Annotated in this window: 23 protein-coding genes; 9 read left to right on the forward strand and 14 right to left on the reverse strand. The window is 60.2% G+C overall.

What is annotated here, in order from left to right:
- The 3 genes from AACR14_RS14450 to parC form a co-directional block, all read left to right on the forward strand.
- The coding region (locus AACR14_RS14450; protein ID WP_019446670.1) for an FUSC family protein at positions 1-978 on the forward strand (978 nt) is incomplete at its 5' end.
- Positions 979-1,093: 115 nt separating this feature from the next.
- A complete protein-coding gene (parE, locus tag AACR14_RS14455) occupies positions 1,094-3,004 on the forward strand; it encodes a DNA topoisomerase IV subunit B (RefSeq protein ID WP_005335894.1) in 1,911 nt (636 codons plus the stop codon).
- A 71-nt stretch (positions 3,005-3,075) separates the two neighbouring features.
- The gene (gene parC / locus AACR14_RS14460) at positions 3,076-5,370 is read left to right on the forward strand and encodes a DNA topoisomerase IV subunit A (RefSeq protein ID WP_019446671.1); all 2,295 of its coding nucleotides are present in this window, start codon (positions 3,076-3,078) and stop codon (positions 5,368-5,370) included.
- A 58-nt stretch (positions 5,371-5,428) separates the two neighbouring features.
- On the opposite strand, the gene AACR14_RS14465 is transcribed toward parC, so the two are convergent.
- The 8 genes from AACR14_RS14465 to AACR14_RS14500 all read right to left on the reverse strand — a co-directional run bounded on the left by AACR14_RS14465 (position 5,429) and on the right by AACR14_RS14500 (position 14,449).
- Positions 5,429-7,210, reverse strand: a complete 1,782-nt coding sequence (locus tag AACR14_RS14465; protein WP_041201974.1) for an anti-phage dCTP deaminase — start codon at positions 7,208-7,210, stop codon at positions 5,429-5,431.
- 729 nt (positions 7,211-7,939) lie between these two features.
- Entirely contained in the window at positions 7,940-9,436 is a 1,497-nt protein-coding gene (locus AACR14_RS14470) for a peptide MFS transporter (RefSeq protein ID WP_019446672.1), read from the reverse strand.
- Positions 9,437-9,975: 539 nt separating this feature from the next.
- The gene (atcC, locus tag AACR14_RS14475) at positions 9,976-10,878 is read right to left on the reverse strand and encodes a cold adaptation protein AtcC (protein ID WP_019446673.1); all 903 of its coding nucleotides are present in this window, start codon (positions 10,876-10,878) and stop codon (positions 9,976-9,978) included.
- 11 nt (positions 10,879-10,889) lie between these two features.
- The gene (gene atcB, locus AACR14_RS14480) at positions 10,890-11,657 is read right to left on the reverse strand and encodes a cold adaptation protein AtcB (protein WP_026035107.1); all 768 of its coding nucleotides are present in this window, start codon (positions 11,655-11,657) and stop codon (positions 10,890-10,892) included.
- 12 nt (positions 11,658-11,669) lie between these two features.
- Positions 11,670-12,212, reverse strand: coding sequence for a cold adaptation protein AtcA (atcA, locus tag AACR14_RS14485; RefSeq protein WP_005363079.1), 543 nt, complete (start codon positions 12,210-12,212; stop codon positions 11,670-11,672).
- A gap of 23 nt (positions 12,213-12,235) precedes the next feature.
- On the reverse strand, positions 12,236-12,520 hold the full coding sequence (gene atcJ / locus AACR14_RS14490; RefSeq protein WP_005343121.1) for a cold adaptation protein ActJcold adaptation protein ActJ: 285 nt from the start codon (positions 12,518-12,520) through the stop codon (positions 12,236-12,238).
- Between the two features lie 301 nt (positions 12,521-12,821).
- Positions 12,822-13,574: an SDR family NAD(P)-dependent oxidoreductase gene (locus tag AACR14_RS14495; protein ID WP_019446675.1), complete on the reverse strand. Its 753-nt coding sequence runs from the start codon at positions 13,572-13,574 to the stop codon at positions 12,822-12,824.
- Positions 13,571-14,449 carry an NAD(P)-dependent oxidoreductase gene (locus AACR14_RS14500; protein ID WP_019446676.1) on the reverse strand — a complete coding sequence of 293 codons (879 nt, stop codon included), beginning with the start codon at positions 14,447-14,449 and terminating at the stop codon, positions 13,571-13,573. Before AACR14_RS14500 ends, AACR14_RS14495 begins: the two co-directional genes overlap by 4 nt.
- Before the next feature lie 130 nt (positions 14,450-14,579).
- On the opposite strand from AACR14_RS14500, the gene AACR14_RS14505 reads away from it, so the two are divergent.
- Positions 14,580-15,404 (forward strand): LysR family transcriptional regulator, encoded by an 825-nt coding sequence (locus AACR14_RS14505; protein WP_019446677.1) that lies wholly within the window; start codon positions 14,580-14,582, stop codon positions 15,402-15,404.
- A 76-nt stretch (positions 15,405-15,480) separates the two neighbouring features.
- Here the strand turns inward: AACR14_RS14505 and AACR14_RS14510 are convergent, their stop codons facing one another.
- Genes AACR14_RS14510 through AACR14_RS14525 form a run of 4 tightly spaced genes read right to left on the reverse strand, consistent with a single transcriptional unit; the run spans position 15,481 to position 19,226 of the window.
- Positions 15,481-15,996: a protein disulfide oxidoreductase gene (locus AACR14_RS14510; RefSeq protein ID WP_019446678.1), complete on the reverse strand. Its 516-nt coding sequence runs from the start codon at positions 15,994-15,996 to the stop codon at positions 15,481-15,483.
- A gap of 3 nt (positions 15,997-15,999) precedes the next feature.
- On the reverse strand, positions 16,000-16,743 hold the full coding sequence (locus tag AACR14_RS14515) for a DsbA family protein (protein WP_019446679.1): 744 nt from the start codon (positions 16,741-16,743) through the stop codon (positions 16,000-16,002).
- 9 nt (positions 16,744-16,752) lie between these two features.
- Positions 16,753-18,795 carry a protein-disulfide reductase DsbD family protein gene (locus AACR14_RS14520; RefSeq protein WP_019446680.1) on the reverse strand — a complete coding sequence of 681 codons (2,043 nt, stop codon included), beginning with the start codon at positions 18,793-18,795 and terminating at the stop codon, positions 16,753-16,755.
- Between the two features lie 53 nt (positions 18,796-18,848).
- Entirely contained in the window at positions 18,849-19,226 is a 378-nt protein-coding gene (locus AACR14_RS14525) for a hypothetical protein (RefSeq protein WP_026035108.1), read from the reverse strand.
- A 185-nt stretch (positions 19,227-19,411) separates the two neighbouring features.
- On the opposite strand from AACR14_RS14525, the gene AACR14_RS14530 reads away from it, so the two are divergent.
- The 4 genes from AACR14_RS14530 (at position 19,412) to pspG (ending at position 21,489) form a co-directional block, all read left to right on the forward strand.
- Complete coding sequence (locus AACR14_RS14530; RefSeq protein ID WP_019446682.1) at positions 19,412-20,140, forward strand: 1-acylglycerol-3-phosphate O-acyltransferase; 729 nt, start codon at positions 19,412-19,414, stop codon at positions 20,138-20,140.
- 210 nt (positions 20,141-20,350) lie between these two features.
- The gene (gene pspA / locus AACR14_RS14535; protein WP_019446683.1) at positions 20,351-21,013 is read left to right on the forward strand and encodes a phage shock protein PspA; all 663 of its coding nucleotides are present in this window, start codon (positions 20,351-20,353) and stop codon (positions 21,011-21,013) included.
- Positions 21,014-21,015: 2 nt separating this feature from the next.
- Positions 21,016-21,222, forward strand: a complete 207-nt coding sequence (locus AACR14_RS14540) for a PspC domain-containing protein (protein WP_019446684.1) — start codon at positions 21,016-21,018, stop codon at positions 21,220-21,222.
- Positions 21,223-21,270: 48 nt separating this feature from the next.
- Complete coding sequence (gene pspG, locus AACR14_RS14545; RefSeq protein ID WP_005335871.1) at positions 21,271-21,489, forward strand: envelope stress response protein PspG; 219 nt, start codon at positions 21,271-21,273, stop codon at positions 21,487-21,489.
- Between the two features lie 90 nt (positions 21,490-21,579).
- On the opposite strand, the gene AACR14_RS14550 is transcribed toward pspG, so the two are convergent.
- Positions 21,580-21,924, reverse strand: coding sequence for a GIY-YIG nuclease family protein (locus tag AACR14_RS14550; RefSeq protein WP_019446685.1), 345 nt, complete (start codon positions 21,922-21,924; stop codon positions 21,580-21,582).
- Between the two features lie 44 nt (positions 21,925-21,968).
- Here AACR14_RS14550 and AACR14_RS14555 point away from each other — a divergent pair, with 44 nt between their 5' ends.
- Entirely contained in the window at positions 21,969-22,703 is a 735-nt protein-coding gene (locus AACR14_RS14555; RefSeq protein WP_005363058.1) for a substrate-binding periplasmic protein, read from the forward strand.
- On the opposite strand, the gene AACR14_RS14560 is transcribed toward AACR14_RS14555, so the two are convergent.
- Positions 22,685-23,348, reverse strand: a 664-nt coding sequence (locus tag AACR14_RS14560) for an EamA family transporter (protein WP_026035110.1), incomplete at its 5' end; no start/stop codon positions are given. The genes AACR14_RS14555 and AACR14_RS14560 overlap by 19 nt on opposite strands.

Genomic DNA, 23,348 nt, shown 5'->3' on the forward strand with positions numbered 1-23,348 from the left:
CGTCACACCTCTCTCACCAGCCATACCGACACGCTAGAGGCCGCCTACAACGGCGGGCGCACCTTCCTCTGCGTGCTGCTCGGTTGCACCTTCTGGATCAACAGTCAGTGGGATGCGGGCAGCTCGGCGCTCACCATGCTCTCCATCTGCTGCGTGCTCTACTCGGCGACCCCGGCCCCGGCTCAGGGGGCCAACACCATGCTCAGGGCGATCCTGCTGCTCAGCCTCATCTGCTTTGCGGTCAAGTTTGGCCTGATGATCCGCATCGACGACTTTTGGGTTTTCTGCCTCTTGCTCTTTCCGGCGCTGCTCACCATGCAGCTCTGCAAACAACAGCAGGTGCGGCAGGCGGGCCTCTGGGGCCAGATGATCGTGCTGCTCGGCTCGTTTCTCGCCATCACCAATCCGCCCAGTTACGACTATCAGCAGTTCATCAACAGCAGCCTCGCCCAGATGCTGGGGGTGATGAGCGCCGCGCTGGCGTTCCAGCTGCTGCGACCCAGCTCGGATCGGCGCAAGAGCCGCCGGATTATCCGTTCCCTGCGCCGCCACTTCATGGATCAGCTGGAGCCGGCCCCGCGCCAGAGCGAGAGCCAGTTCGAGTCGCTCATCTACCACTGCATCAGCCAGCTCGGTCAGAGTCAGGATCAGACCGCCCGCCTCTGGGTGCTGCGCTGGGGCGTGGTGCTGCTCAACTGCAGCCATATTGTCTGGCAGCTGCGCCAGTGGCGCGGTGACGAACATCCTCTCTATCTGGTGCGTGACAACTGTATCCGCAGCCTGAAGGGGATCCTCACCGAGCAGGGGGTGCAGCACGCCTCCCTCGACCGCACGCTGGCCGAGCTGCAGCGGATCAGTCAGGGCCTGGCCAACCATGGCGATGGCACGGCGCGAGAGCTGGCAGGCATGGTGTGGCGGCTGCAAAGCTCGCTCTCCCAGCTGCAACAGGCGCTGCCAGGCCCCGCCGAAGGGAGCTGAAACAGCCTTGGGAGGGGCACAATCCCCTCCGGATCACCCTTTCCCGCAGCCAAGTTTGTCCAATACCCTCCCAACGAGTAAGATTCTCCCCAAACGTCAATTCGCAAGGCCCTCCATGTCTACTCAATACAATGCGGATGCCATTGAGGTCCTCAATGGCCTTGAGCCGGTGCGTCGCCGCCCCGGCATGTATACCGACACCACCCGGCCCAATCACCTCGGCCAGGAGGTCATCGACAACAGCGTCGATGAAGCGCTGGCGGGTCACGCCCGCAATCTGGAGGTGATCCTGCATGAAGACCAGTCCCTCGAAGTGATCGACGACGGCCGCGGCATGCCGGTCGATATCCACCCGGAAGAGGGGGTCAGCGGGGTGGAGCTTATCCTCTGCAAGCTGCACGCGGGCGGCAAATTCTCCAACAAGAACTACCAGTTCTCCGGCGGTCTGCACGGGGTGGGTATTTCGGTCGTAAACGCCCTTTCCGATCGGGTCGAGGTGACGGTGCGCCGCGACGGTCAGGTCTACGACATCGCCTTCGAGCGCGGCGAGAAGGTGCAGGAGCTGACCATCACCGGCACCTGCGGTCGTCGCAACACCGGCACCCGGGTGCGCTTCTGGCCGCAGGCGAGCTACTTCGATTCGCCCAAGTTCTCGGTCACCAAGCTGGAGCACCTGCTCAAAGCCAAGGCCGTGCTCTGCCCCGGCCTCACCATCAAGTTCCTCGACAAGAACACCGGCATCAAGCTGGAGTGGTGCTACGAAGATGGCCTCAAGGATTATCTGGTCGACGCGGTCAAGCAGTTCACCTGCCTGCCGGAGCAGCCCTTTATCGGCTCGTTCAGCTCCGAACAATCGGCGGTGGACTGGGCGCTCTGCTGGTTGCCGGAAGGGGGCGAATGCCTCGCCGAATCCTATGTGAACCTGATACCCACTGCGCAGGGCGGTACTCACGTCAACGGCCTGCGTCAGGGGCTGCTCGACGCCATGCGCGAGTTCTGCGAGTTCCGCAACCTGCTGCCGCGCGGGGTCAAGCTGACCCCGGAAGATATCTGGGATCGCTGTGCCTACATCCTCTCCATCAAGATGCAGGATCCGCAGTTCGCCGGTCAGACCAAGGAGCGCCTCTCCTCCCGTCAGAGCTCGGCGTTCGTCTCCGGCGTGGTGAAGGATGCCTTCAGCCTCTATCTGAACAGTAACACCGAGCTGGCGGAGCAGATCGCCGAGATCTGCATCAGCAGCGCCCAGCGCCGGATGCGCGCCGCCAAGACGGTGGTGCGCAAGAAGATTACCCAAGGCCCGGCGCTGCCCGGCAAGCTGACTGACTGTAACTGCGCCGACCCCATGCAGGGGGAGCTGTTCCTGGTGGAGGGTGACTCCGCGGGCGGCAGTGCCAAGCAGGCGCGGGATCGCGAGTTTCAGGCCATCATGCCGCTGCGCGGCAAGATCCTGAACACCTGGGAGGTGGAGGCAGGTCAGGTGCTCGCCTCGCAAGAAGTTCACGATATCTCGGTCGCCATCGGGCTTGACCCCGACTCCGAGGATCTCAGTGGCCTGCGCTACGGCAAGGTGTGCATCCTCGCGGATGCGGACTCGGACGGTCTGCACATCGCTACTCTGCTCTGCGCCCTGTTCGTAAAACACTTCCGCACGCTGGTGGAGAAGGGCCACGTCTATGTCGCCATGCCGCCCCTCTACCGGATCGATATCGGTAAAGAGGTCTACTACGCCCTCGACGAGGACGAGAAGAACGGCGTGTTGCAGCGGGTCGAGGCCGAGAAGAAGAAAGGCAAGGTGATGGTGACCCGATTCAAGGGTCTGGGTGAGATGAACCCGAAGCAGCTGCGGGAAACCACCATGGATCCCAACACTCGCCGTCTGGTGCAGCTCACCATGGAGCCGGCAGGAGAGAGCGAAGGGGATGCGGCTGACGAGACCCTGCAGCTGATGGACATGCTGCTGGCCAAGAAGCGGGCGAGCGATCGCCGCGAGTGGTTGGAAGAGAAGGGCAACCTCGCCATCATCTAAGCCGTCGGTCACCTGCCGACCCGCATTTCAGGCGTGTCCTCCAGGGGCGCGCCATAGCAAGAGAAAAACATATGAGTGATGCTATCGAGCTCAGTCTGGACGGGGTAGAGCGCCAGCCAATGCGCACCTTTACCGAACAGGCTTACTTGAACTACTCCATGTACGTCATCATGGATCGGGCCTTGCCGCATATCGGCGACGGCCTCAAACCGGTGCAGCGGCGCATCATCTATGCCATGAGCGAGTTGGGGCTATCGGCACTGTCCAAGCACAAGAAATCCGCCCGTACCGTGGGTGATGTGCTGGGTAAGTACCACCCCCACGGCGACAGCGCCTGTTATGAAGCCATGGTGCTGATGGCCCAGCCATTCTCCTACCGCTACCCGCTGGTGGATGGTCAGGGCAACTGGGGTGCGCCGGACGATCCCAAATCCTTCGCAGCCATGCGTTATACCGAGGCGCGCCTGTCCCGCTTCTCCGAGCTGCTGCTCTCCGAGCTGGGGCAAGGCACGGTGGAGTGGACGCCGAACTTCGACGGCACCATGAAGGAGCCGGTGGTGCTGCCCGCCCGTCTGCCGCACATCCTGCTCAACGGGGTGACCGGTATTGCGGTAGGGATGGCGACCGACATCCCGCCCCACAACGCGCGGGAAGTGGCCTACGCCTGTGCCGAGCTGCTCGACAACCCCAATGCGGGACTCGATGTGTTGATGCAGCACATTCAGGGGCCGGACTACCCGACCAACGCCGAGATCATCACCCCGCGCGACGATATCCGCAAAATCTACGAGACCGGCAAGGGCTCCATCAAGCAGCGGGCGGTCTGGAGCGAGGAGGATGGCGACATCGTCATCACCGCGCTGCCTCATCAGGCCTCCGGCGCCAAGATCATGGAGCAGATCGCCGCCCAGATGGTGGCGAAAAAGCTGCCGATGGTCACCGATCTGCGCGATGAATCTGACCACGAGAACCCGACCCGTCTGGTGATCGTGCCGCGCTCCAACCGGGTGGATGTAGAGGGGCTGATGGCCCACCTGTTCGCCACCACGGATCTGGAGAAGAACTACCGGGTCAACCTCAACATCCTCGGCCTCGACAACCGGCCGCAGGTGAAGTGCCTCAAGACCATCCTCAGCGAGTGGATCCAGTTCCGCCGCGAGACGGTGCGTCGCCGCTTGCAGTTCCGCCTCGACAAGGTGCTGGCTCGCCTGCACATCCTTGAAGGCTTGCTGATCGCCTACCTCAACATCGACGAGGTGATCGAGATCATCCGTACCGAGGATGAGCCGGGCAAGGTGATGGTGGAGCGCTTCAACATTACCGAGACCCAGGCCGAAGCGATCCTCGAGCTGAAACTGCGCCATCTGGCCAAGCTCGAAGAGTTCAAGCTGCGCGCCGAACAGAACGAACTGGCCGAAGAGCGTGACAAGCTGGAGCTTATTCTGGGCTCCGAGCGCCGCCTCAACACCCTGCTCAAGAAAGAGCTGCTGGCCGATGCCGAGAAGTACGGCGACGATCGCCGCACCCCGCTGGTGGAGCGGGCTACCGCCGTGGCGCTGACCGAGAAAGAGCTGGTGCCCAGCGAACCGGTCACCGTCATCCTCTCCGACAAGGGGTGGGTGCGCGCCGCCAAGGGCCACGATGTCGATGTGGCGGGGCTCTCCTACAAGGCGGGGGACAGCTATCTGGCCCACGCCTGTGGCCGCAGCAACCAGCAGGCGGTGTTCCTCTCCACGTTGGGGAGAACCTACGCCCTCGAATCCCACACCCTGCCATCTGCGCGCAGTCAGGGCGAACCGCTCACCGGCCGCTTTGCGCTGGGGGCAGGTGAAGAGGTGCGCCATCTGGTGATGGGCAACGAGGGTGAGCCATATCTGATCGCCAGCGACGCCGGTTACGGCTTTGTCTGCACCTATGACGATCTCATCGGCAAGAACAAGAACGGCAAGGCGCTGCTCACCGTGCCGGAAGGGGGTCAGGTGATGGCACCCCAGAAGATCGGCTCGCCGGAGACCGATCTCTGCATGGCCATCTCCAACGAAGGGCGGATGCTGCTGTTCCCGCTCAATACCTTGCCGGTGCTCGGCAAGGGCAAGGGTAACAAGCTCATCAGCATTCCGTCGGCTCGGGTCAAGGCGCGGGAGGAGTTTGTGGTGATGGCCGCCGTCATCCCGCAGGGTCAGTCGGTCACCCTGTTTGCCGGCAAGCGCAAGCTGACCCTCAAACCGTCCGATCTCGACTACTACCGTGGCGAGCGCGGCCGCCGCGGCGCCAAGCTGCCCCGCGGTTTGCAGCGGGTCGATCGCATCGAGATTGAACCCGCCGCCGGTGCCGAACCGGCAGCCGGGGAAAATCAGGAAGGGTAATAACCAAAGAGGGAGCAATTTATTGCTCCCTCTTTGTTACTAATAAATGCGTGAGGGTTTACCCTAATTTATCCCATAACTCTGTCGCTGCAATTTCTATTTCCTTGTATGACTTTGGCACCAAAGGTGACCGAATTGGTGCTTTAGTTTTATCCCACTCAAGAATTGCCCCACCTTTATCTTTCCGTTTCAATTTCGCCCCTCCACCTAAACTCATAGAGAATAGATCAAGAAATCGACGTGGGCCAATGCCAATAAATGGCTCAAAGGCTACAGTCTCTTTATTGTCCAAGGTCGATTCTTCAAGTTCAGATTTCAATGTAATCGACTCGGAATGAAAATCTAAAGCTCGACTTTTGGGATATGGCTCTACATAAACAACCCTCTCTACTCCACTGGCTATGATATGTTTTGCACAGTTATGGCATGGAAACGTAGTACAATAAATAGTGGTGCCACTTGTAGGAATTCCGGCTCTACCACAAGAAAGTAAAGCATCCATTTCTGCATGAACAACGCGTCCAAACTCAGTGAGGTCAGAAATCTTGCTGTCTTTTAGTATCTTAATTATTTCTAGTTGACGTTCTTCTTCAAATAGACCACTACCTAGAAGGTTATTAGCAATTTCTTCTATTATTTCTGCTTGTGCTTGTTTATTAGAGTCTTTCTCTCTGGTGTAATCTTTTCCATCTGGATGATCTTCTACCTTTCCTGTTTTTTTGTCTACTTCTGCCCAATATAGTCCCCCACCAGACTTAGGTACATCATTAGCTCCAGTTGCAATTATTTGCTTTTCTCTACTAATTACAGCGCCGACTTGACGTGATAAATCACCAGAGCGAACCGAGCTGTTAAACGCCATGAACATCGCAAACTCATCAAAGGTGGGATTTTTATATGGATGAGAAAAAATCAACTCTAGAAAACGTTGTAGTCCATTCTTCACTTGATCGCTATTACTACCAAAATTAAGGAAGAAATCAGATAGATGGTAAGTGTCACGAGTTTTTTGACCATGATCTACGCTTTCATCCTCATCGATTTTAATTAACTCATTGGCTTCGCTTTGAGTTAATCCCTTGTCTTCGCATAGGTGCTGTCTTCGTCTTTTTTCATCAGCATGTATGCCAATTAAATAAAAACCATCACCATAAATTTTTCGTAAAAGCTCGACCTCGCTGGGATGCTTTAATGAATTAACTATATATGCTGTTTTGAGAGTCCCAGTAGTTCTAGAATTAGATATTTCTTTAGCTACGCCAGCAGATAAAATTGCATTGTTTCCACTTTTCTCTCTAAGATAATCTCCTGCATGCATATAATGTTTTATTCTTTCATATTCATTTTTACCATTGTATTTTGGTAGTATGCTCGAGACACGGATTTCTTTTACTGTATAGCCAAAACCTTGTAGCTTGTCAGTTAATGGCTCTGTTACTCTTTTGTATTCCGTTCCGACGGAACTGACAATCCCAATTATTAACTCACTTTCATTTATCCCTTTTGTTAAATATTGTATCTCTAAAGATAATGGACTGTCCTGTTGAGATGGTGTTTCTTTTTTCTCGCTGTCGGTGAATGTATTAACAGAGGGGGGAGTTGTTTCTTTTAATTGTTGAGGTTCAGTAGGATATAAAAGTTTGGGTACATTTGTTTCTAGTTTAGATTTGTCTGGATCCTTGCCTTGAAAATTTATAGAGCCAGTACTCTCAAACCAGTTCATGACGCCATTACCTAACCGTAATACTTTCTTATTAGGCTGGTTATTATCCCAAGCTCCACCTAAGGAAGCTAGTCTGCTTTCCAAGTCATCAAATGTACCAGTGAACTTCAATGCCATGTCGTTTACCTCACAAGCCCCATTTTATGATTTAAAAATAATTAATATGTTAATCAATGTTGTTCATCAGTATATCTGTAGAATGGATTTGTCCGAAGCTTTTCCAGTGAGAGATGTGAGCATTATCTGTTTTATTTCATATCTTTGTGGCTTCCAATAAAGGTCGTAGGTTTGATTAGCGAAGCGTAATCAGACGATCGCGAAAACAGGTTGCCGCTATTCTGTTGGTGCGTCAGCTGACCTCTTCTCTATGTCCATCGCCACCGGGATTGCGGTGCGGACGATTACGCTTCGCTAATCGACCCTACGTGCTCCTGCTTGATTTAACGCTCTGCGGCTTATCGGTGGCTTCTGTTGTGATGGTTTGTTCCCCCTCATCCCCGACCCTTCTCCCCTTATCTATGGCAAAGAGTGGGAGAAGGGAGCAGAGATCACAGCCATTGATAGTGACCGTGGTATGGCGTGATAGCTAAGCGTGACAGCTAGGGCTTCAGGTTGGCAGGTGCTGATCCCCTCTCCCTTTGGGAGAGGGTTAGGGTGAGGGGAAGCTGACAATAGGGCAAACGCCGCAACAGGCGCCAGGTGGGCAACCTGAAATGAGCCATCCATCCCACCAAAAGAGAAGGGCCCCGCCATCCATGATGGCGGGGCCCCTTGCATTATCAGCTGCGTTGCCGATTCAACCGTTCGCGCTGGCAGGGGCCACTGAAATGGTTGGCCCGAACCCGATTAGACAGGAATGGCTGTCGCCGCCGGTGGCGGGGTGATCTTCGAGGCGATCAGCTGGCGCAGGCGGGGCACCAGCAGCAGCAACACCACGCCGCCCGCCAGCGAGCCCCAGCCCAGCATGTTGAACACCGAGCTGTAACCCGGGTTGGTGGCGACCGGGGTGCTGCCGATATTCTGCGGCATGGCGCCGGAGACATAGCCCGCCAGCACGGAGGCAACGCCGGTCACCATCATCCAGCAGCCCATCATCAAGCCTTGCAGGCTGGCGGGGGCCAGCTTGCCAATCATGGCGTAACCGATGGGGGAGATGAGCAGCTCGCCAAAGCTCTGCAGCACATAGCTGATGGCGATCCACTTGAAGGCGACCAGCCCGTCGGCCCCCGCCAGATGGATGCCGAGCGGCAGCACCAGCATGCCGAGCCCCATGCAGAACAGGGAGGCGGCAAACTGGGAGGGAATGTCGATATTCCACCCCTGTTCACGCAGTCGTTTGAACAGCAGCGCCATCAGCGGGCCACCGATGACGATGACGAGGGTGTTGATGTTCTGGATCCACTGGGGCGCTACCCGCAGCCCGAACACGTTGAGGTTGATGTTGTGTTCGGAGAAGAGCATCAGCCCCATGGGCGCCAGCTGGTAGAGCGACCAGAAGATGAGGGAGCCAAGGGCGAGGATCAGGTAGGCCACCATGCGGCTGCGCTCGGCGGCGTCCGAGTGGCGGGCGGTCATCACGCAAAGCAGCACCAGCACCACGGCCCCCAGGATCAGCACGAAGCTGCCGCTGAAGCTGGCGTGGGTCAGCAGCAGACGCAGCGCCGGCACCAGCATGGCCAGAATGGCGATCCCGGCCAGCATGCGGCGGTAGAAGCCGCTCCCTTTGACGTGGCGCAGCGGGGTGCTGATATCCGCCAGAATCGGCCAGCAGGCGAAGGTGGCGATGATGGCGATGATGTTGCCCAGCGTGGCAAACAGGAACAGGGTGCGGTAATCCTCGGTGAGCTGGAAGTAGCCCGCCACCGTGAAGCCGATAAAGAAGCCCAGATTCATCCCGGCGTAGTTCCACAGGAAGGCGCTCTCGCGGCGGTGATCATCCGGGGCGAAGCGCTGGGTCAGCATCATGTTGAGGCAGGTGACGTTGAGGCCGCTGCCGGTGAGGAACATGGCGAGCCCCCAGTAGAGGCCGGTGATCCCCATCTCGGCGATGAAGTAGCAGCCGATCACCTGCAGCACCATCCCCATCACGAACAGGTTGCGGTTGCTGAGGTAGCGCCCGCCGAGATAGCCGCCAAACAGGTGCAGGCCATAGTTGAAGGCCCCGAAGACCCCCATCATGGCGTTGGCCTGGGATTCACTGAAGCCGAGCCGCTTGGTGGCGTAGAGCACCAGGGTGGAGTAGAGCACGGCAAACCCCAGGGTCGAGAAGGTCTGGATAAAGAACAGGGCGCCTGAGCCGGGTGGGACGGCGGCGTGATGAGGGTGTGGTGTCGAAGCGCTCACGGTCTGTCTCCTGTGAGAAGAGAAAATCACAACTCATCCTGAGAGCGTACCGGTCTGCTGCCGGCTAGCCTTGTGCGCTTCCATGCTGGTCTGAAGGCCGGTCTGTCATTTAGCGGCCAAGCGGTGCAAATAGCCATACCTGAAATTTAATCTGGCGCGATTAATTGCTTTTTATTGATCTATTCCGCCTTTTTATGCGTGATTGAGCCGTGGTTTTAGCTCGATTTACCACGTGATTGCGACACGGTTGATGTGATCCAGTCGGCTATTTGGTGCCGATTATGGCGCTGTAACGGGATCTTCGTCCCGCTTTGTTGCCCCGAAACGCAGCTGGTGCCAAGTTGTTGTATTGCAGGTTGTTTATTCATCCTCGGGTCTTGAGTGAATAAATATCGGGAAGAGAAGGGGTTGCCTCAGGGTGACTTGCGCGTGTTCTCTCTTTGCTTGGGAGAGGTGAGGGGAGGATAGAACAACGCCCGGCGGGCCGGGCGTTGGGTTATCCCACATTGGGGGCAACAACAGAGGCGGCGAAAGCGGCCTTAGAAGTCGTGGTAGAGCGGCCAACCGAGCAGCGGGTGCTTGAGACCGGCGCGCATCTCGACGTTGTCGAGCTTCTCCGGTGAGGCGTTCTCTTTTTGCAGCAGCTGGTACTGGCGTACAAAGCCGAGGGTATGCAGCAGGTTGGGCACAAAGCCCGGGCTCAGCTCCTGACGCAGGGCGGCGGCCATGTCGGCGGGCAGCGCGCCCAGCATCAGGGCGAGCTGGGCAGCGAGGTAGTCGGTGTCGTACCAGCCCTCGTCTAGCTCAATCTCCCGCGCCAGCTTGCGCTTGAGATCCTGCTTCACCTTGAGGGGGGCGGCGCCACTGCCCTTGCCGCAGAGGATGCGGTAGAGCAGCGCTTCGGCCAGCTTGTCTTCCATGGTGGGGTGGTCGCTCTCGCAGGCGAAGAAGTGCTGGTCGATGAGCTCCATCAGGCGGCTCTTGTTGTGCTCGGTCAGCGCCTTCTCGTACTCCTGCCACCCTTGCCACTCCTCCACATCGGGCGGGCTCGAGATCTTGTCCAAGAGCCGCGCATCCACGTCACCGTAGAGGCTGTTGCCAGCCTGCTTGGGGCTGACGGTGATGAGCATGGACCAGCCCTTCTGGAACGGCTTGATGGGGCCTTCCGGCGCCTGCAACAGGGCCAGGGCCTTGGCCGGATCCCGTTGGGATAGCTCCTGCAGACCGAGGCTCACCACGCCGATGACGTCGTGGGCGGCCTGCTCCAGCAGGTGCATCTTGTACTTGTTGTAGTACTTGTCGGCGAATTTGAGGCTCATCAGCACCGCCTTGCCCTTGATGGCGGCGAGCTGCTGCTGACTCAAGAGTTCGTTGTCGCGGCCAAAGCGCAGCACCTGGGTCAGAAAGGGGCCCTGGTTGGCATCGCGAATGACTAACTGCATGAATGGGCTCCTTAATCCAGAAAGCTGAACATGTCGTCGACGTCGCCGTACTCGTCTTCCTCGACCTTGTTCTTCTCTTTGGCCTGCATCACCAGCTCGGCGGCAAACTTGTTGATGATGCCGTCCCAGGTGGAGTGCTCGTTGCGCAGCAGCGACTTGATGGATTTTTCCACCTCGGGGGCCAGCTCGCGAATGAGCATCAAGAGGCTGCGGGGGTCGTCCAGCGCATAGTCGTGGCTGTCTTCGGCCTGCTGGCGCTCGCTGTAGCGCAGGGACTCTTCGAGATCTTCCTCTTCGGCGTGCAGCACGTCGCGATAGCCTTCGTCCTCTTCATAGCGATCGCCGCGATAGAACTCGATAAAGGGGATGGCGAGGTAGAAGAGACCGGCCGGATCTTCGGCCACGCACTCGAGGATCTCGCGCTGCTTGGCTTCGCTATCCTGGGTGCGGATCAGGTAGTTGAGGAAGTCGAAGGTGTGCTGTTGCAGCTCGTCGGCGTTGTTCTTGATCGCCTCTTCCCAGTAGAGCGGCTGCTGGCAGACGATGTCACGGATCCGCTCCGGGGTCATCAGCTCGGAGATGATGGAGGGGAAGGAGATGTCGTGCTGGCCGTTAATCTGGGTCAGGGTAACGATATCAATGTTTTCAATCACTTCTGCCAGCTGGTCGTCAGACATGGTCTTGGCGATCAGCTCGAACTTCTCGCTGGCCTGCTTCGGCTCGATAACGGCCAGCTCTTTGATCTCGATGGCGGTAATTTCTATCAGACTGTTGCTCATGCCTTGCCCCAATTAGAAACGGACTTCGTCGTACATATCCTGATCGCCGTCGTCATCACCATAGCGGTCACTGCCGCCGTGGTAGTCGGCGTCGGCATCTTCCCCGTCTTCATCTTCTTCATCACGCAGTTCATAGTCGTCATCGGCGCGGTGGCTGCCGCGCGGCAGCGGGTTGTCGAGCAGGAACAGCACGGCGCAGGCTTCCATCAGCTGATCTTCGCTCTGGGCCCGCACCGCCTTGACCAGCGGCAGGGCGGCGTTGTTGAAGCCGACGCTCACCTTGAACTCGTCCCAGCTTGGCTGCTCGCCGCTGGCGAGCCACTTGTTCCACTGCGACTTGGCCTTGGCCGGGAACTGCACCCGGCCATAGAGGGCCAGCGGCAGATACTCGGGCATAAACTCCAGCATGCTCATATCGGCCAGCAGCAGGCTCTTCATCTGGTCGGTGAACTGTTCCAGCCCCTTGGGGTCGTCCTGATCCCGGTAGGATTCGATGTTTTCGCTGGCATCGCTTTGCAGCGACTTGAGCCGCGCCTGGTCCCATCTCTTTTGCATAGTTGCTCTTTCTGCCTGCTGTTTCAGGGGTAGAACTGATCCCACATCTCCTGCATGGCGGAGGCGGGGTCGGTCACGATGACGTTGTTGAAATCCTTGATAAAGGCGGCCCGCTGTTTCGGATCGGACAGCACTTCATAGGCCTGCTTTACCTGGTGCAGCTTGATGGCTGCCTGCTCTTTCTCTTCTTCACTGGCCCCGTGCAGCTTGTCGGGGTGGTACTGGTTCGACAGCCGACGATAGGCTTTCTTGATGTCGTTTTCGCTGGCGTTGGACTTGACGCCCAGCACCCGGAAGTAGTTGTTCATGGCAGATCCTGCATCACTGGCATCATAGGATTCACGCTGCGAGTGCCTGATGGTGGGGATTGGCAAACCAGGCACGGCAAAAACCCGTCATTTTAACGGAAACAGCCCGCCAACGCGATGAGTTGGGCGATCAATTAACGGGCGAGATGAAGAGGGGTCAGTTGAGCGTCTATTGTTGCCAGTCGGTCTGGCCAGTGCAAGGGCGGCGGGGCAAAAGCGATGAAAAAACGGGCAGGGCAAGTGTGGGGTGAGATGGCTGGATATGTCAGCGGCAGCGCAAATCGGGCTGCCGCCGCAGGGGTTACTCCTCCCAGAAGGAGGCGGAGGTGTGGTAGATCATCTTCTTGCTCATCCCGCCATCGACCACCAGATTGGCACCGTTGATAAAGTCGTTGCGAGGATCCGCCAGAAAGAGGCAGGCGCGGGTGATGTCGTCGGGGCGACCGACCCGGCCACTCGGGTGCTGGCGGTGATCCGCCTCGGTCAGGGTGTGGTAATCCTCCGCCTGGATCCAGCCCGGACTGATGGCATTGACCGTGATGGGGTAGTCGGCCAGCGAGTTGGCGAGGGACTGGGTGAGGGCGACCAGTGCCCCCTTGGAGGCGCCGTAGGCATCCCAACCCGGTTCGTTCTGCTGCCAGCGGGTGGAGGCAATATTGATGATGCGGCCATAGGGCAGATCGCGGTTGGCCTGCACAAAGGCGCGGGCACAGAGCATGGCGCCGCGCACATTGACCGCCATCACCTGATCGAACTGGGCTGCGCTCAGCTCTTCGAAGCGGGTGTGGAACTTGCTGATGGCGCCGTTGTTGATCAGCAGATGGATGCCGCCATGCTGCGCGCGCACCTCGGCAAAGAGCCGCGTGATAGCCTGCTCGTCCCGCAAATCGAGCGGATGAAAGTGGATCTCGGGATGGTCGAAAGCGTGAGGGGCCAGATCGGTGGCGATCACCCGATAACCCGCCTCGGCCAGCCCGATGCAGAGCTGGTGGCCAATCCCGCCAGCGGCGCCGGTGATCAGTGCAATTGGGGTGTGGTTGGTCAACTCGTTCATTGTGCCGCTCCATTGCGCGCCCGCAGCACCTTGATGAGGGCCGACACCTCCTGCTGGCCAAACCCTTGCGCCACCCCTTCCTCAAACAGATCGGCGGCAAAGCGCGGGAAGCGGCTGTCGATCCCGGCATCGGTGGCGTGACCGGCGAGGCGGCTGACGGCGGCGCTCCAGGTTTTCAGGCTGGCGTAGGGGTGATCGAAATCGCCGCTCGCCAGCGTCTTGCCCAGATGGGCCACATCGCCACCGAGAATGGGCGAGAGCTCGCTGAACTGGGCACACACCTTGGCTACCGGCAGCCCTTCCGCCTCGCAGATCAGGGCGCCGTGCAGGGCTCCGAGCAGACCGCCAGCAAAGTAGGCGGCGACGGCACAATCTTGCGCCGCGGCGGCGCCCACCGCCTCGGCCACATGGTCGAGGGTGGGGGCGAGCAGGCGCAGCACCGGCTCGGCGTCGCTAAAGGCGGCGCAGGCCCCCGAGCAGATGATGCTGGCGTCGTTGGTGCCGATCTGATCCGGGAAGCAGAGGATGGCGCCATCCAGATAGCGGGCGCCGCGGGCGTGGCTCCAGCTCTCCAGCGCTCTGGCCCCCTGCGGGCTGCCGGTAGAGAGCTGCACCAGCAGCTTGCCAGCCACCGCATCGCTCGCCTCGTCCAGCAACTGCTGGCTGACGGCGTAGTTATCGACGCAGACAAGGGTGATATCGCTTGCGGCGATGGCCGCGCCAACCGAAGGGGCGAGTGCCGCGCCCAGCGCTTGCAGCGGGGCTGCCTTGGCGGCGCTGCGATTCCAGACGGTGACCGGATGACCCGCCTTGAGCAAGGTGGTGGCGAGGGCGGAGCCCATGGCCCCGAGGCCGATGACAGAGAGATGGCGCATGATGGCTCCTGACGGTGTTGATAGACGCTGATATAGAAAATTGGGATGCCTTATGGCAGGTAAGCCACTATATTTGCCCAGCATTGCCGTGAAAAATGGCTTTTATGACTGTCTGGTATAGGTGAATTCTATGGATGTGCGAACCCTGCGTGCGTTTGTGGCTGTCTTCGAGGAGCGCAACATCACGGCGGCGGCCACCCGCCTCTTCATTACCCAGCCCACACTCTCCACCACCATCAAAACGCTGGAGGATGAGCTGGGGGTGACCCTGTTTGTGCGGCAGGCGCGCGGGGTGGAGGGGACCGATGCGGCGCACCGGCTCTATCCCCGCGCCAAGCGGCTGATCGCCGATACCGACTCCCTCGCCCGCGAGTTTCGTGAAACCTCCCCCTGTCTGGAGGTGACGGTGGGGATTGAGGCTGATCTGGGTGATGGCGTGGTGGGGGCGCTGGTGCAAGGGGCGCTCGCCCACGAGGAGATCCTGCTGACTCTGGAGGAGGGCTGCTGTGGCGATGTGCGGCTGGGCTGTGAATCCCTGCGCTGTGGTGACGAGCTCTTTATCCCCCTGCTAGAGGAGGAGTTCGTGCTGGTGCTGCCACCGGATCACCCACTGGCGGGCAAGGGGGCGCTCACCCCGGCAGCGTTGGCGGACGAGCCCTGGGTCACCTGCCCGCGCCACGATTCCCATCTGCGGCTGATCGCCATTCTCGGTAATCAGGCGCCCCTCTATCCACGGCGGGCTGGGTCGCTGCTACTGGCGGCGACTATGGTGGCCGCCGGTGCAGGCATTGCCTGGTTGCCCCGTTCGCTTTGTCCGCCCGGCTGTACCGTCGCCGAGCTGGCGGCCTCTTCCTTCAAGCGGCGGGTGGGGCTCTGCTACGCCCCCGATGCGTTGCGCTCGATGGCGGTAACTGCCCTGCTGGAGCAGGTACGCGGGATGCAGCTCCCCGCCTGATGTCGGCATAAAAATGTCGGCATAAAAAAGGGCCATCCGGTGGGATGGCCCTGTTGCAGGCAACGATGTTGCGTGGCTAGAACGACGCCCACCAGAGCCGCAACTGCAGGCCCCACTTTGAGCTCCAGCCGGTGGTGCTGCTCACAAGCGTCCCATCCTTGATAACGAGAAAAGTCGGGGTGACCCCTACCTGCCACTTGGCGGCCAGCGCTCCCGACTCGTCGTTGTGGGTCGGGAAGGTGAGCCCCTTCTTGCTCATCCCTTTGCCTAACTGCTCCGAATTGCCGGAGCGCAGCGCCACCGTCAGCACGTTTTCCCCCTCTTGCCAGAGCTGCTGTACCGCAGGGGTGGTGAAACGGCACACACCGCACCAGCTGGCCCAGTAGTAGACCAGCAGCGGCTTGCCCTGGCTTAAGGTAGCGAGATCCGAGCTGCTGCCATCCTGCAGGGTGACGGGGGCGCTCATCGCCCCCTCTGGCAGGGTTGGGCTGCGCCACAGATCCAGCAGGGTCGAGATGATCAGCGCCATCAGCAGCAGCCAGAGCGCCTCCTTGCCCCAGCGGCGCCAGCGGGGTTGAGGATTGGTGGTCATCCCTTACCCCTGCTTGGCCAGTTCGGCCTTCACCAGCTGCTCCAGCTCCTCATAGGGGATGGCGCCCGGCACCAGCTGGTTGCCGATAAGCGTCGCCGGTGTGCCCTGTACCCCGAGGATGGTGCCGATGCGCAGGCTGTTGCGCAGCTCCTCGGTCGCCTTGGCGGCCGGTTTGAGCGCGGTGTTGCCGGTGGCGGCCAGCGCCTTGTTGATGTCCGCCTCGGTCAACATCCCCTGCTTGCTCATCAGCTTGTCGTGCAGGGTGAGGAAGCGGGCGGGATCTTGCTGCCACAGGGTCAGGCTGTATTGGGCCGCCTTGGCGGAGGTCTGCCCCTTGAACGGCAGCAGCTTGATCACCAGCCCCAGATCGTCCGGATAGGCCTTGAGCAGCTTGGTCAGCTGGGGATCGAACTGCTTGCAGTAGGGGCAGTTGTAGTCGGTGAACAGCACCAGCGTCAGCTTGGGGTTTTTGGCGCCGAGGCGCGGGCTGGTGGCGCTGTTGAACAGCACATCCTTGTTGCCCTTGATGAAGTTGCCAAGCTGCGCCTCCTGGGCTGCCGCGTTCTGTTTCTCCCAGGATTCGGCGGCCTCGTCGAGGATCTTGGGGTTGGCGATCAGGGTCTCGCGGATCAGCTCCTTGATACGTGCCTCCTGCTCCGGGGTGAAGGGGGCGGCGTGCAGGGCCGGAGCCAGCAGGGCTGCGGAAAGGGAGGCCAGCAGGGTCAGGGCGCTAAGAGTCGGTTTCATGGTTGCTCCTTAAAATCGGGTGGTGCCAGCCTGAAGCAGGCCAGCCTTGTGCAATGTGGTCAGCAGATCGTCCTTGTCGAGCAGGGGTGACAGCGTGACCCCCTGCGGCAACTCCGGGCCGTAAATCTGGTTGAAGGGGACGGCTGCCGCACCCCGCTTACGCAGGAAGGCGGCGATGGCGTCGCTTGGTTTGCTCCAATCGCCGCGCAGGGCCACCACATCGGGGGCCGAGAGGGCCTGTTGTACCTCATCGCGCAGCAACACGTTGTATTTGTTGGCCTTGCAGGTAACGCACCAGTCGGCGGTGACATCGATAAAGACCCGTTTGTTCTGGGCCAGCGCATCTGTGATGGCGCGTTCGGAGAGCGGCTGCCAGACCACCTTGTCAACGTTGGCCGAGCCCTGCGCGCTAAAGGCACCGCTCAGCAGCAGGGGGCTGCCAATCAGGGCGGCGAGGGCGATCGCCAGCGTGAAGCCGCGGATGCCGTAACGCCAGATGATGCCAATCAGAAGTGCCAGCAGCATGGCAACCATCAGCCAACCGGTGGCATAGCTGCCGAGGTGGTTGTCGAGCAGACTGGTGAGCCAGAGGCTGGAGCCCAGCATCATCAGGCCGAGCAGGATGCGCAGATGGTTCATCCAGCGCCCCGGTTTCGGCAGCCAGAGGGCGAGCCGTGGCAGGGCCGCCACCAGCAGCCAGGGCAGGCTCATGCCAATCCCCAATGCCGTGAAAATCAGCCAGAGCTGGCCGAGTGGCGCCGCCAGCGCAAAGGCCACCGCGGTACCGAGGAAGGGGGCCGAGCAGGGGGTCGCCAGCAGAGTGGCGAAGCTCCCCTGCAGGAAGTGACCGCCGAGGCCGTTGCCGCCGCTGGTGGCGAGGCGGGTGCTGAGGGCGCTGGGCAGGCGGATCTCGAACAGCCCCAACAGGTTGGCGCAAAACAGCAGGGTGACCAGCACCATCAAGCCGATAAAACCGGCACTCTGGAACTGGATGCCCCAGCCGACGGCCCCTTGCGTGGCGCGTAGCAGGCTGCTCATGGCCGCCAGCACCCAGAAGGAGGCGATGATCCCGGCGCTGGCGGCGAGGAACTGCTTGCGCACCGCTCCCTGTTCACGCTTCTGATGTTGCAACACAGTTCCCAGCTTGAGCGCCAGCACCGGCAGCACGCAGGGCATCAGGTTGAGGATAAGGCCGCCGAGCAGCGCCGCCCCCAGCAACCAGAACAGCGAATGACTCTGGTTGGGCAGCGCGAGTGGCGCGCCGATCGTCCCCTTGCCCTGCCATGCCAGCTCGCCACTGGTGAGCAGCAGGCCGAGGGATTGGCCGCGTAGATCCGGCGCATCTCCCTGCCAGCCATCGCTCACCGGCACCCGGGCGATCAGGGTGTTGCCTTCGACCTCAAGCGCCGGTTTGCCAAATTCGGCACCCTCTAGAGCGTCGATAAAGAGCGCTGGTGATTGCCAGCCCTCTGCCCGCTCGGCGCGCAGTTGCAGCTGGTTGTGCTGATAACCGAGCTCGACCCGGGTTTCGGCTGGCAACTGTTGGGGTAGGGTGCTCATCGCCTTCGCCCAGGCAAAATCGAAGTCGGCTGGGGCTGCGCCATCCAGCGCGAGGGTGAAAGGGAAGTCGGTCAGGATGCAGACATTGCTGCAGGTGGAGAGGCGTAGAGTCCCCTTGAGCGGTTGCCCGGCGGGATAGTTGAGGCTCAGAGGGAAGGTCACATCCCCCTGATAACCCTGGGTGCTGAGCCCGGCTACCTCGAAGTGGCGTGGCACCGGCCAGCGCCACTGAAAGTCACCGACCGGCTCGTCCCACAGGATCTGGGGAGCAATGCCCCCTTCTCCCGGGCTGTGCCAGTAGGTTTTCCAGCCTGACTCCAGCTCGACATCGAGCAGGATGCGGGTCTGATCTGCCGTGCTGCGGTCGGCCTGCAGCCGTACCCGGGCGTGATCATTCTGTGGGCTGGTGAGCCAGCCCGTGTCGCTGGCCAATCCCATGGATTGCCACAGCAGACCGCCTAGTAGCAGGGCCGTCTTGAAGAGATTCGACATCTTTTTGGTCTCGCAAAAATTGAGTGACAGCTAACGAAAGAACGCTGCCGAACTCATTCCCGCCAGACGCAGAGGGTGAGGTGCAGACGCCGCTCGGGCGGCGAGATGACTCTGGGAGGGGGCTGTGGCGGTGTGTAGCGCCAAAGAGGGGCCAGCAGGGCGATCAGCACCGCCACGGCAAAGAAGAGCTGTTCGACGCAGAGCAGGGTGGCGGCACTTAGCCACTTGCCGTTGAGTTGGCAGCTGGTGGGTTGCGGGCTGGCCGGTTTGGCATCCTCTTGATCCGTTGCCGAGCCTGGGACGGGCAGTGCCTGACAGCTGAGGGCGTGATCGAGCAGGGCAAGCCGGGCCAGCGGCTGGGCAGCACAATTGAGCACCAGCAGGCAGACCAGCAGCAGGAGATGTTTCGCTACCCGTTGTTGCAAAATCATGTTCGCCCCGTCCATCAAGATGGGGCCATCCTAACGACCAATGGCGGGTGGGGCAAGTCGGCGACGTATTGATGAGCAGGACTGTGGGTGGCGCGACGGGGAGGGTGGTCGGTTCTGTTTGGCGAACGCTTGTTCGCTAAAAGGGGGATCAGTATACTGCGCCGAGTTAAAACTCGAGGTGTTCGATGCTCAAAATTGCCCGTGTGCTGCTGCTTGGTCTGCTGCTCATTTTCTGGTTCCTGTTCGGCCTGCTGCTCTGTCTGGTTCGTCCGCGCCATCCCAACAACGTCTATGTTTTCGCCCGCATGTATCACGCGGTCTGCCCGCTGATCGGGCTGCGAGTCAAGGTGACGGTGGCCGACGAGGTCAAATCGGTCGGCCCGGCGGTCTACGTCTGCAACCACCAGAGCAACTTCGACATCTTCACCGTGACCGGTGCGGTGCAGCCTGGCGTGGTGGCAGTGGGCAAAAAGAGCCTGCTCTGGCTGCCGCTGTTCGGCCTTATCTTCTGGCTCTCCGGTAACGTGCTGATCGACCGCTCCAACCGCTCCCGTGCCATCGGCACCATAGGTCAGGTGGTGGATCGCATCAAGAACCGTGGCACCTCCATCTGGATGTTCCCGGAAGGGACCCGCTCCCAGGGGCGTGGCCTGCTGCCGTTCAAGGCAGGTGCTTTCCACACTGCGGTACAGGCTGAAGTGCCCGTGGTGCCCATCGTCTGCTCCAGCTACTTCGGTCAGGTCGACCTCAATCGCTGGGACAACGGCGAAGTGCTGGTGGAAGTGATGGCTCCGGTCTGCAGCAAGGAGCACGGTGCCAGCGGCATTCGCGATCTCTCCGACACCTGCCGCGCCCGGATGGAGGCCAAGCTGGCCGAACTGGACAGCAAGCTGGGCCACAGCCACGCCGCCTGACGGATATCGCAGCTGAATCGACAAGGGAGCCACTGGCTCCCTTTTCTGTTGGTAAAAATCACCACATGGTTGGCTATTCTCACCAATAACCCCATCTTGAATTTCCTCAGTAAATTCCCATCTATATGTAAAACAACAATAATTTTTCTTGGCACGGCTCTTGTAATGCAATGGGAAGAGATAGCCATCCCATCAACAAGGAGCCAGACCATGAGCGTATTCAGCCGCCTGACCGACGTGATAAATGCCAACCTGCACAGCCTGCTCGACAAGAGTGAAGAGCCGGAGAAGATGCTGCGCCTGATGATCGAAGAGATGGAGCAGGTGCAGGTCGAGATGCGTACCCAGGCCGCCCGCGTGATTGCCGAACAGAAACAGCTGGAGCGTCACCAGCAGGCGTTGCAGGCGCAGATCCTGGAGTGGTCGGCCAAGGCCGAGCTCGCCATCCAGAAGGGACGTGAGGATCTGGCCCGCGCCGCCCTCACCGAGAAGCTGGCGGAGGTCAAAAAATGTGAACAGCTGGAGCAGGACAAGGCCCGGGTGGCCGAGGTGCTGGCCCAGCTCACCGCCGACAGCGAGCGACTGGCGGCCAAGCTGACCGAGGCGCGCGAGAAGCAGAAACTGCTGACCCTGCGCGAGCAGACGGCCCACAGCCGCATTCGTGCTCGCGCCCAGGTGGACAACCAGCGGATGCATGAGCTGATGGCGCGCTTTGACGGTTTTCAGGGCCGGGTCGATCAGCTGGAAGCCCAGCTGGAGGCGGCCACCCTGGGGCAGAATCCCTCGCTGGAGGCCCAGTTCCGCGAGCTGGAGCTCAATGACGAGATCGAGCGCGAGCTGGCTCGCCTCAAAGGCCAGAAGGCGGAGGTGTAATCATGAGCCCCTGGCCCAAGGATCTGGTGCATCGCAAGCTGACCGGGGTCTGCGCCGGTATTGCCAAGCGGTTGGGGGTCTCCAGAGTCACGGTGCGGGTGGTGGTACTGCTCGCCCTGATCCTGATGCCGCCGCTGGCACTGGCCGCCTATCTGCTGGCGGTGCTGGTGATGCCGCCCCGTTATGAATTGAAGCGCTGGCTGGATTGACCGAAGGGTTGAGCAGCCGGCAGACAAGGTACTGATAAGGAGCAAGTTATGCTGGAATTTTTCATATTGCTGGTGGTGCTGCTGGTCATGGCACTGACCGGTTTTACCCTGGTAGCCATGTTGCTGGTGAGCGGCCTGTTCGTGCTGCTTGGGGCGCTGGGCGGCATGCTTGCTCTGATCATCAAGCTGGCCCCCTGGTTGCTGCTGGTGCTGGCGGTTTGCTGGCTGATCAGCAACCGCAGCAAGCGTTCCAATACCTACCTCTAACCCGCTTGAGGTTGTGCAAGACGTTGTGTGATGCTCCCTGATTTCCCCTTTCCGGCCACTCCTCGAGTGGCCTTTTTTTGCCTGTCGTCCTCAAGGCTGGGTGGCTGCGGGTAACCACTGGGGGCTCCAGCTCTGCCAGAGTGCCGGGCTGTGGATCAGCTGCTCCTTGAAGGATTTCGGCTGCTGCTTGAGGCGATATTCGATGCGCAGGGCCGCCCCCTTCTCGCCGACTTCCTGTTGCCACGCGAGCGTCAGTGGCCCCTTGCCGCGCAGGGCGCGAGCGCCCTTGCCACTCTGATGCTGGCGCAGGCGGCGCAGCGGGTCCGTGCTAATCCCGGTATAGAGCAGGCCGGTGGCAGTACGCACCATGTAGACAGACCAGCGGGAAGGGGGGGATGGTTGCTGTGCCGGTGCGGTGGTCGCGGGTTCTCTCATTCAAATTCTCTGTGCCAAACTCAGAGGCAGCTCAAGGAGGTGCGATGAGAGTCTGGTTTTGGTTGTGGTTACTGTTGTCGGTCCCGGCTCTGGGGGAGACGATCCGTCTCTACGATTACCATCAGCATCCGCCCTTCAACACCGGAGTGGATGCAGGGCTGAGCCGCGAGCTGGTCAAGTATCTCAATGAAAAGCTGGGGGGTGAACCCAGAATCGAGCTTTGGCTGGTCAATCGCGCCCGACTGGCGCTGGAGATGGCTGATCCCGACTTTGACGGTCTGGTTGTCTGGGTCAATCCCGCCTGGGTGGGGGACCCCCATCGCGAACGCTATCTCTGGACCTTTCCGGTGATGCGCGACACCAACGAGCTGGTCTCGAACATTGACAACCCGGTCACCTATCGCGGGCCAGACTCCCTAAAGGGGCTGGTGTTTGGCGGGGTGGAGGGCTACCGCTATCAGGGGATCGATGATGCAGCTGGCCGCGGGGAGCTGGTACGTCAGGATGCCAAGAAGGTGAAGACCAATCTTGAGCTGCTGGTGCGCGGCCGCATCGATGTGACGCTGGTGAGTGGTTCATCGCTGGGCTTTTTCATCGACGCACAGCACTATCAGGGCAAGCTGTTTATCTCACCCTTCCCCCAATCCAGCTATACCCGCCATATCCTGCTGCCCAAATCCCGTCCCGAGCTGCATGCCACCCTCAACGACATCGCCGAGCAGATGGACAGGGATCCCCGTTGGCACAAGGTGCTGGAGTCCTATCGCGGTACGCCCTGAGGGCGGCGCTTGAGCCGGTGTAGCGGCAACAGGCTCACCAGCAGACCAGCCCAGACGAAGGCGAAACCGACCGCCTTGATGGGGTCCGGCGCCTCACCAAACCAGTAGATGGCGAGCAGGAAGGCGAGGCTGGGCTCGATATATTGCAGCAGCCCCACAGTGCTCATCCGGGTTCTCGCCACTGCGTAGCAGAACAGCCCCACCGGCAGCAGGGTGGCGGGCGCACTGCCCATCAGCAGCAGCTTGTCGGCCAAATCCCCGTTCACGAATGCCCCTTCCCCGTACCACGCCAGCGTGCCGATGATGATCAGCGCGACGGGCAGTTGCACCATGGCTTCCAGATAGAGGCTGGTGCCGGTGTCGTAGTGGATCTTCTTCTTGATAAGGCCATAGCAGGCGAAGTTGGCCCCCATGATGAGGGAGAACCAGGGGAGCTGGCCGTAGCAGAACAGCATGTAGGCGAGACCCGCCAGCGCCAGGGCGACCGCCAGATGCTTTTGCGGGGTGAGTCGCTCTTTGAGGAAGATGACGGCGAATACGATATTGAACAGCGGGGTCATAAAGAAGGCGAGGCTGGTGGTCAGCACTTGCCCGGTAGTGAGGCACCAGGTGAACATGCACCAGCTGATGGACATGACGGGGCCC

It is taken from the genome of Aeromonas sp. 159, assembly GCF_963862045.1.
In the GTDB taxonomy this organism is placed as follows: Bacteria; Pseudomonadota; Gammaproteobacteria; order Enterobacterales; family Aeromonadaceae; genus Aeromonas; species Aeromonas veronii.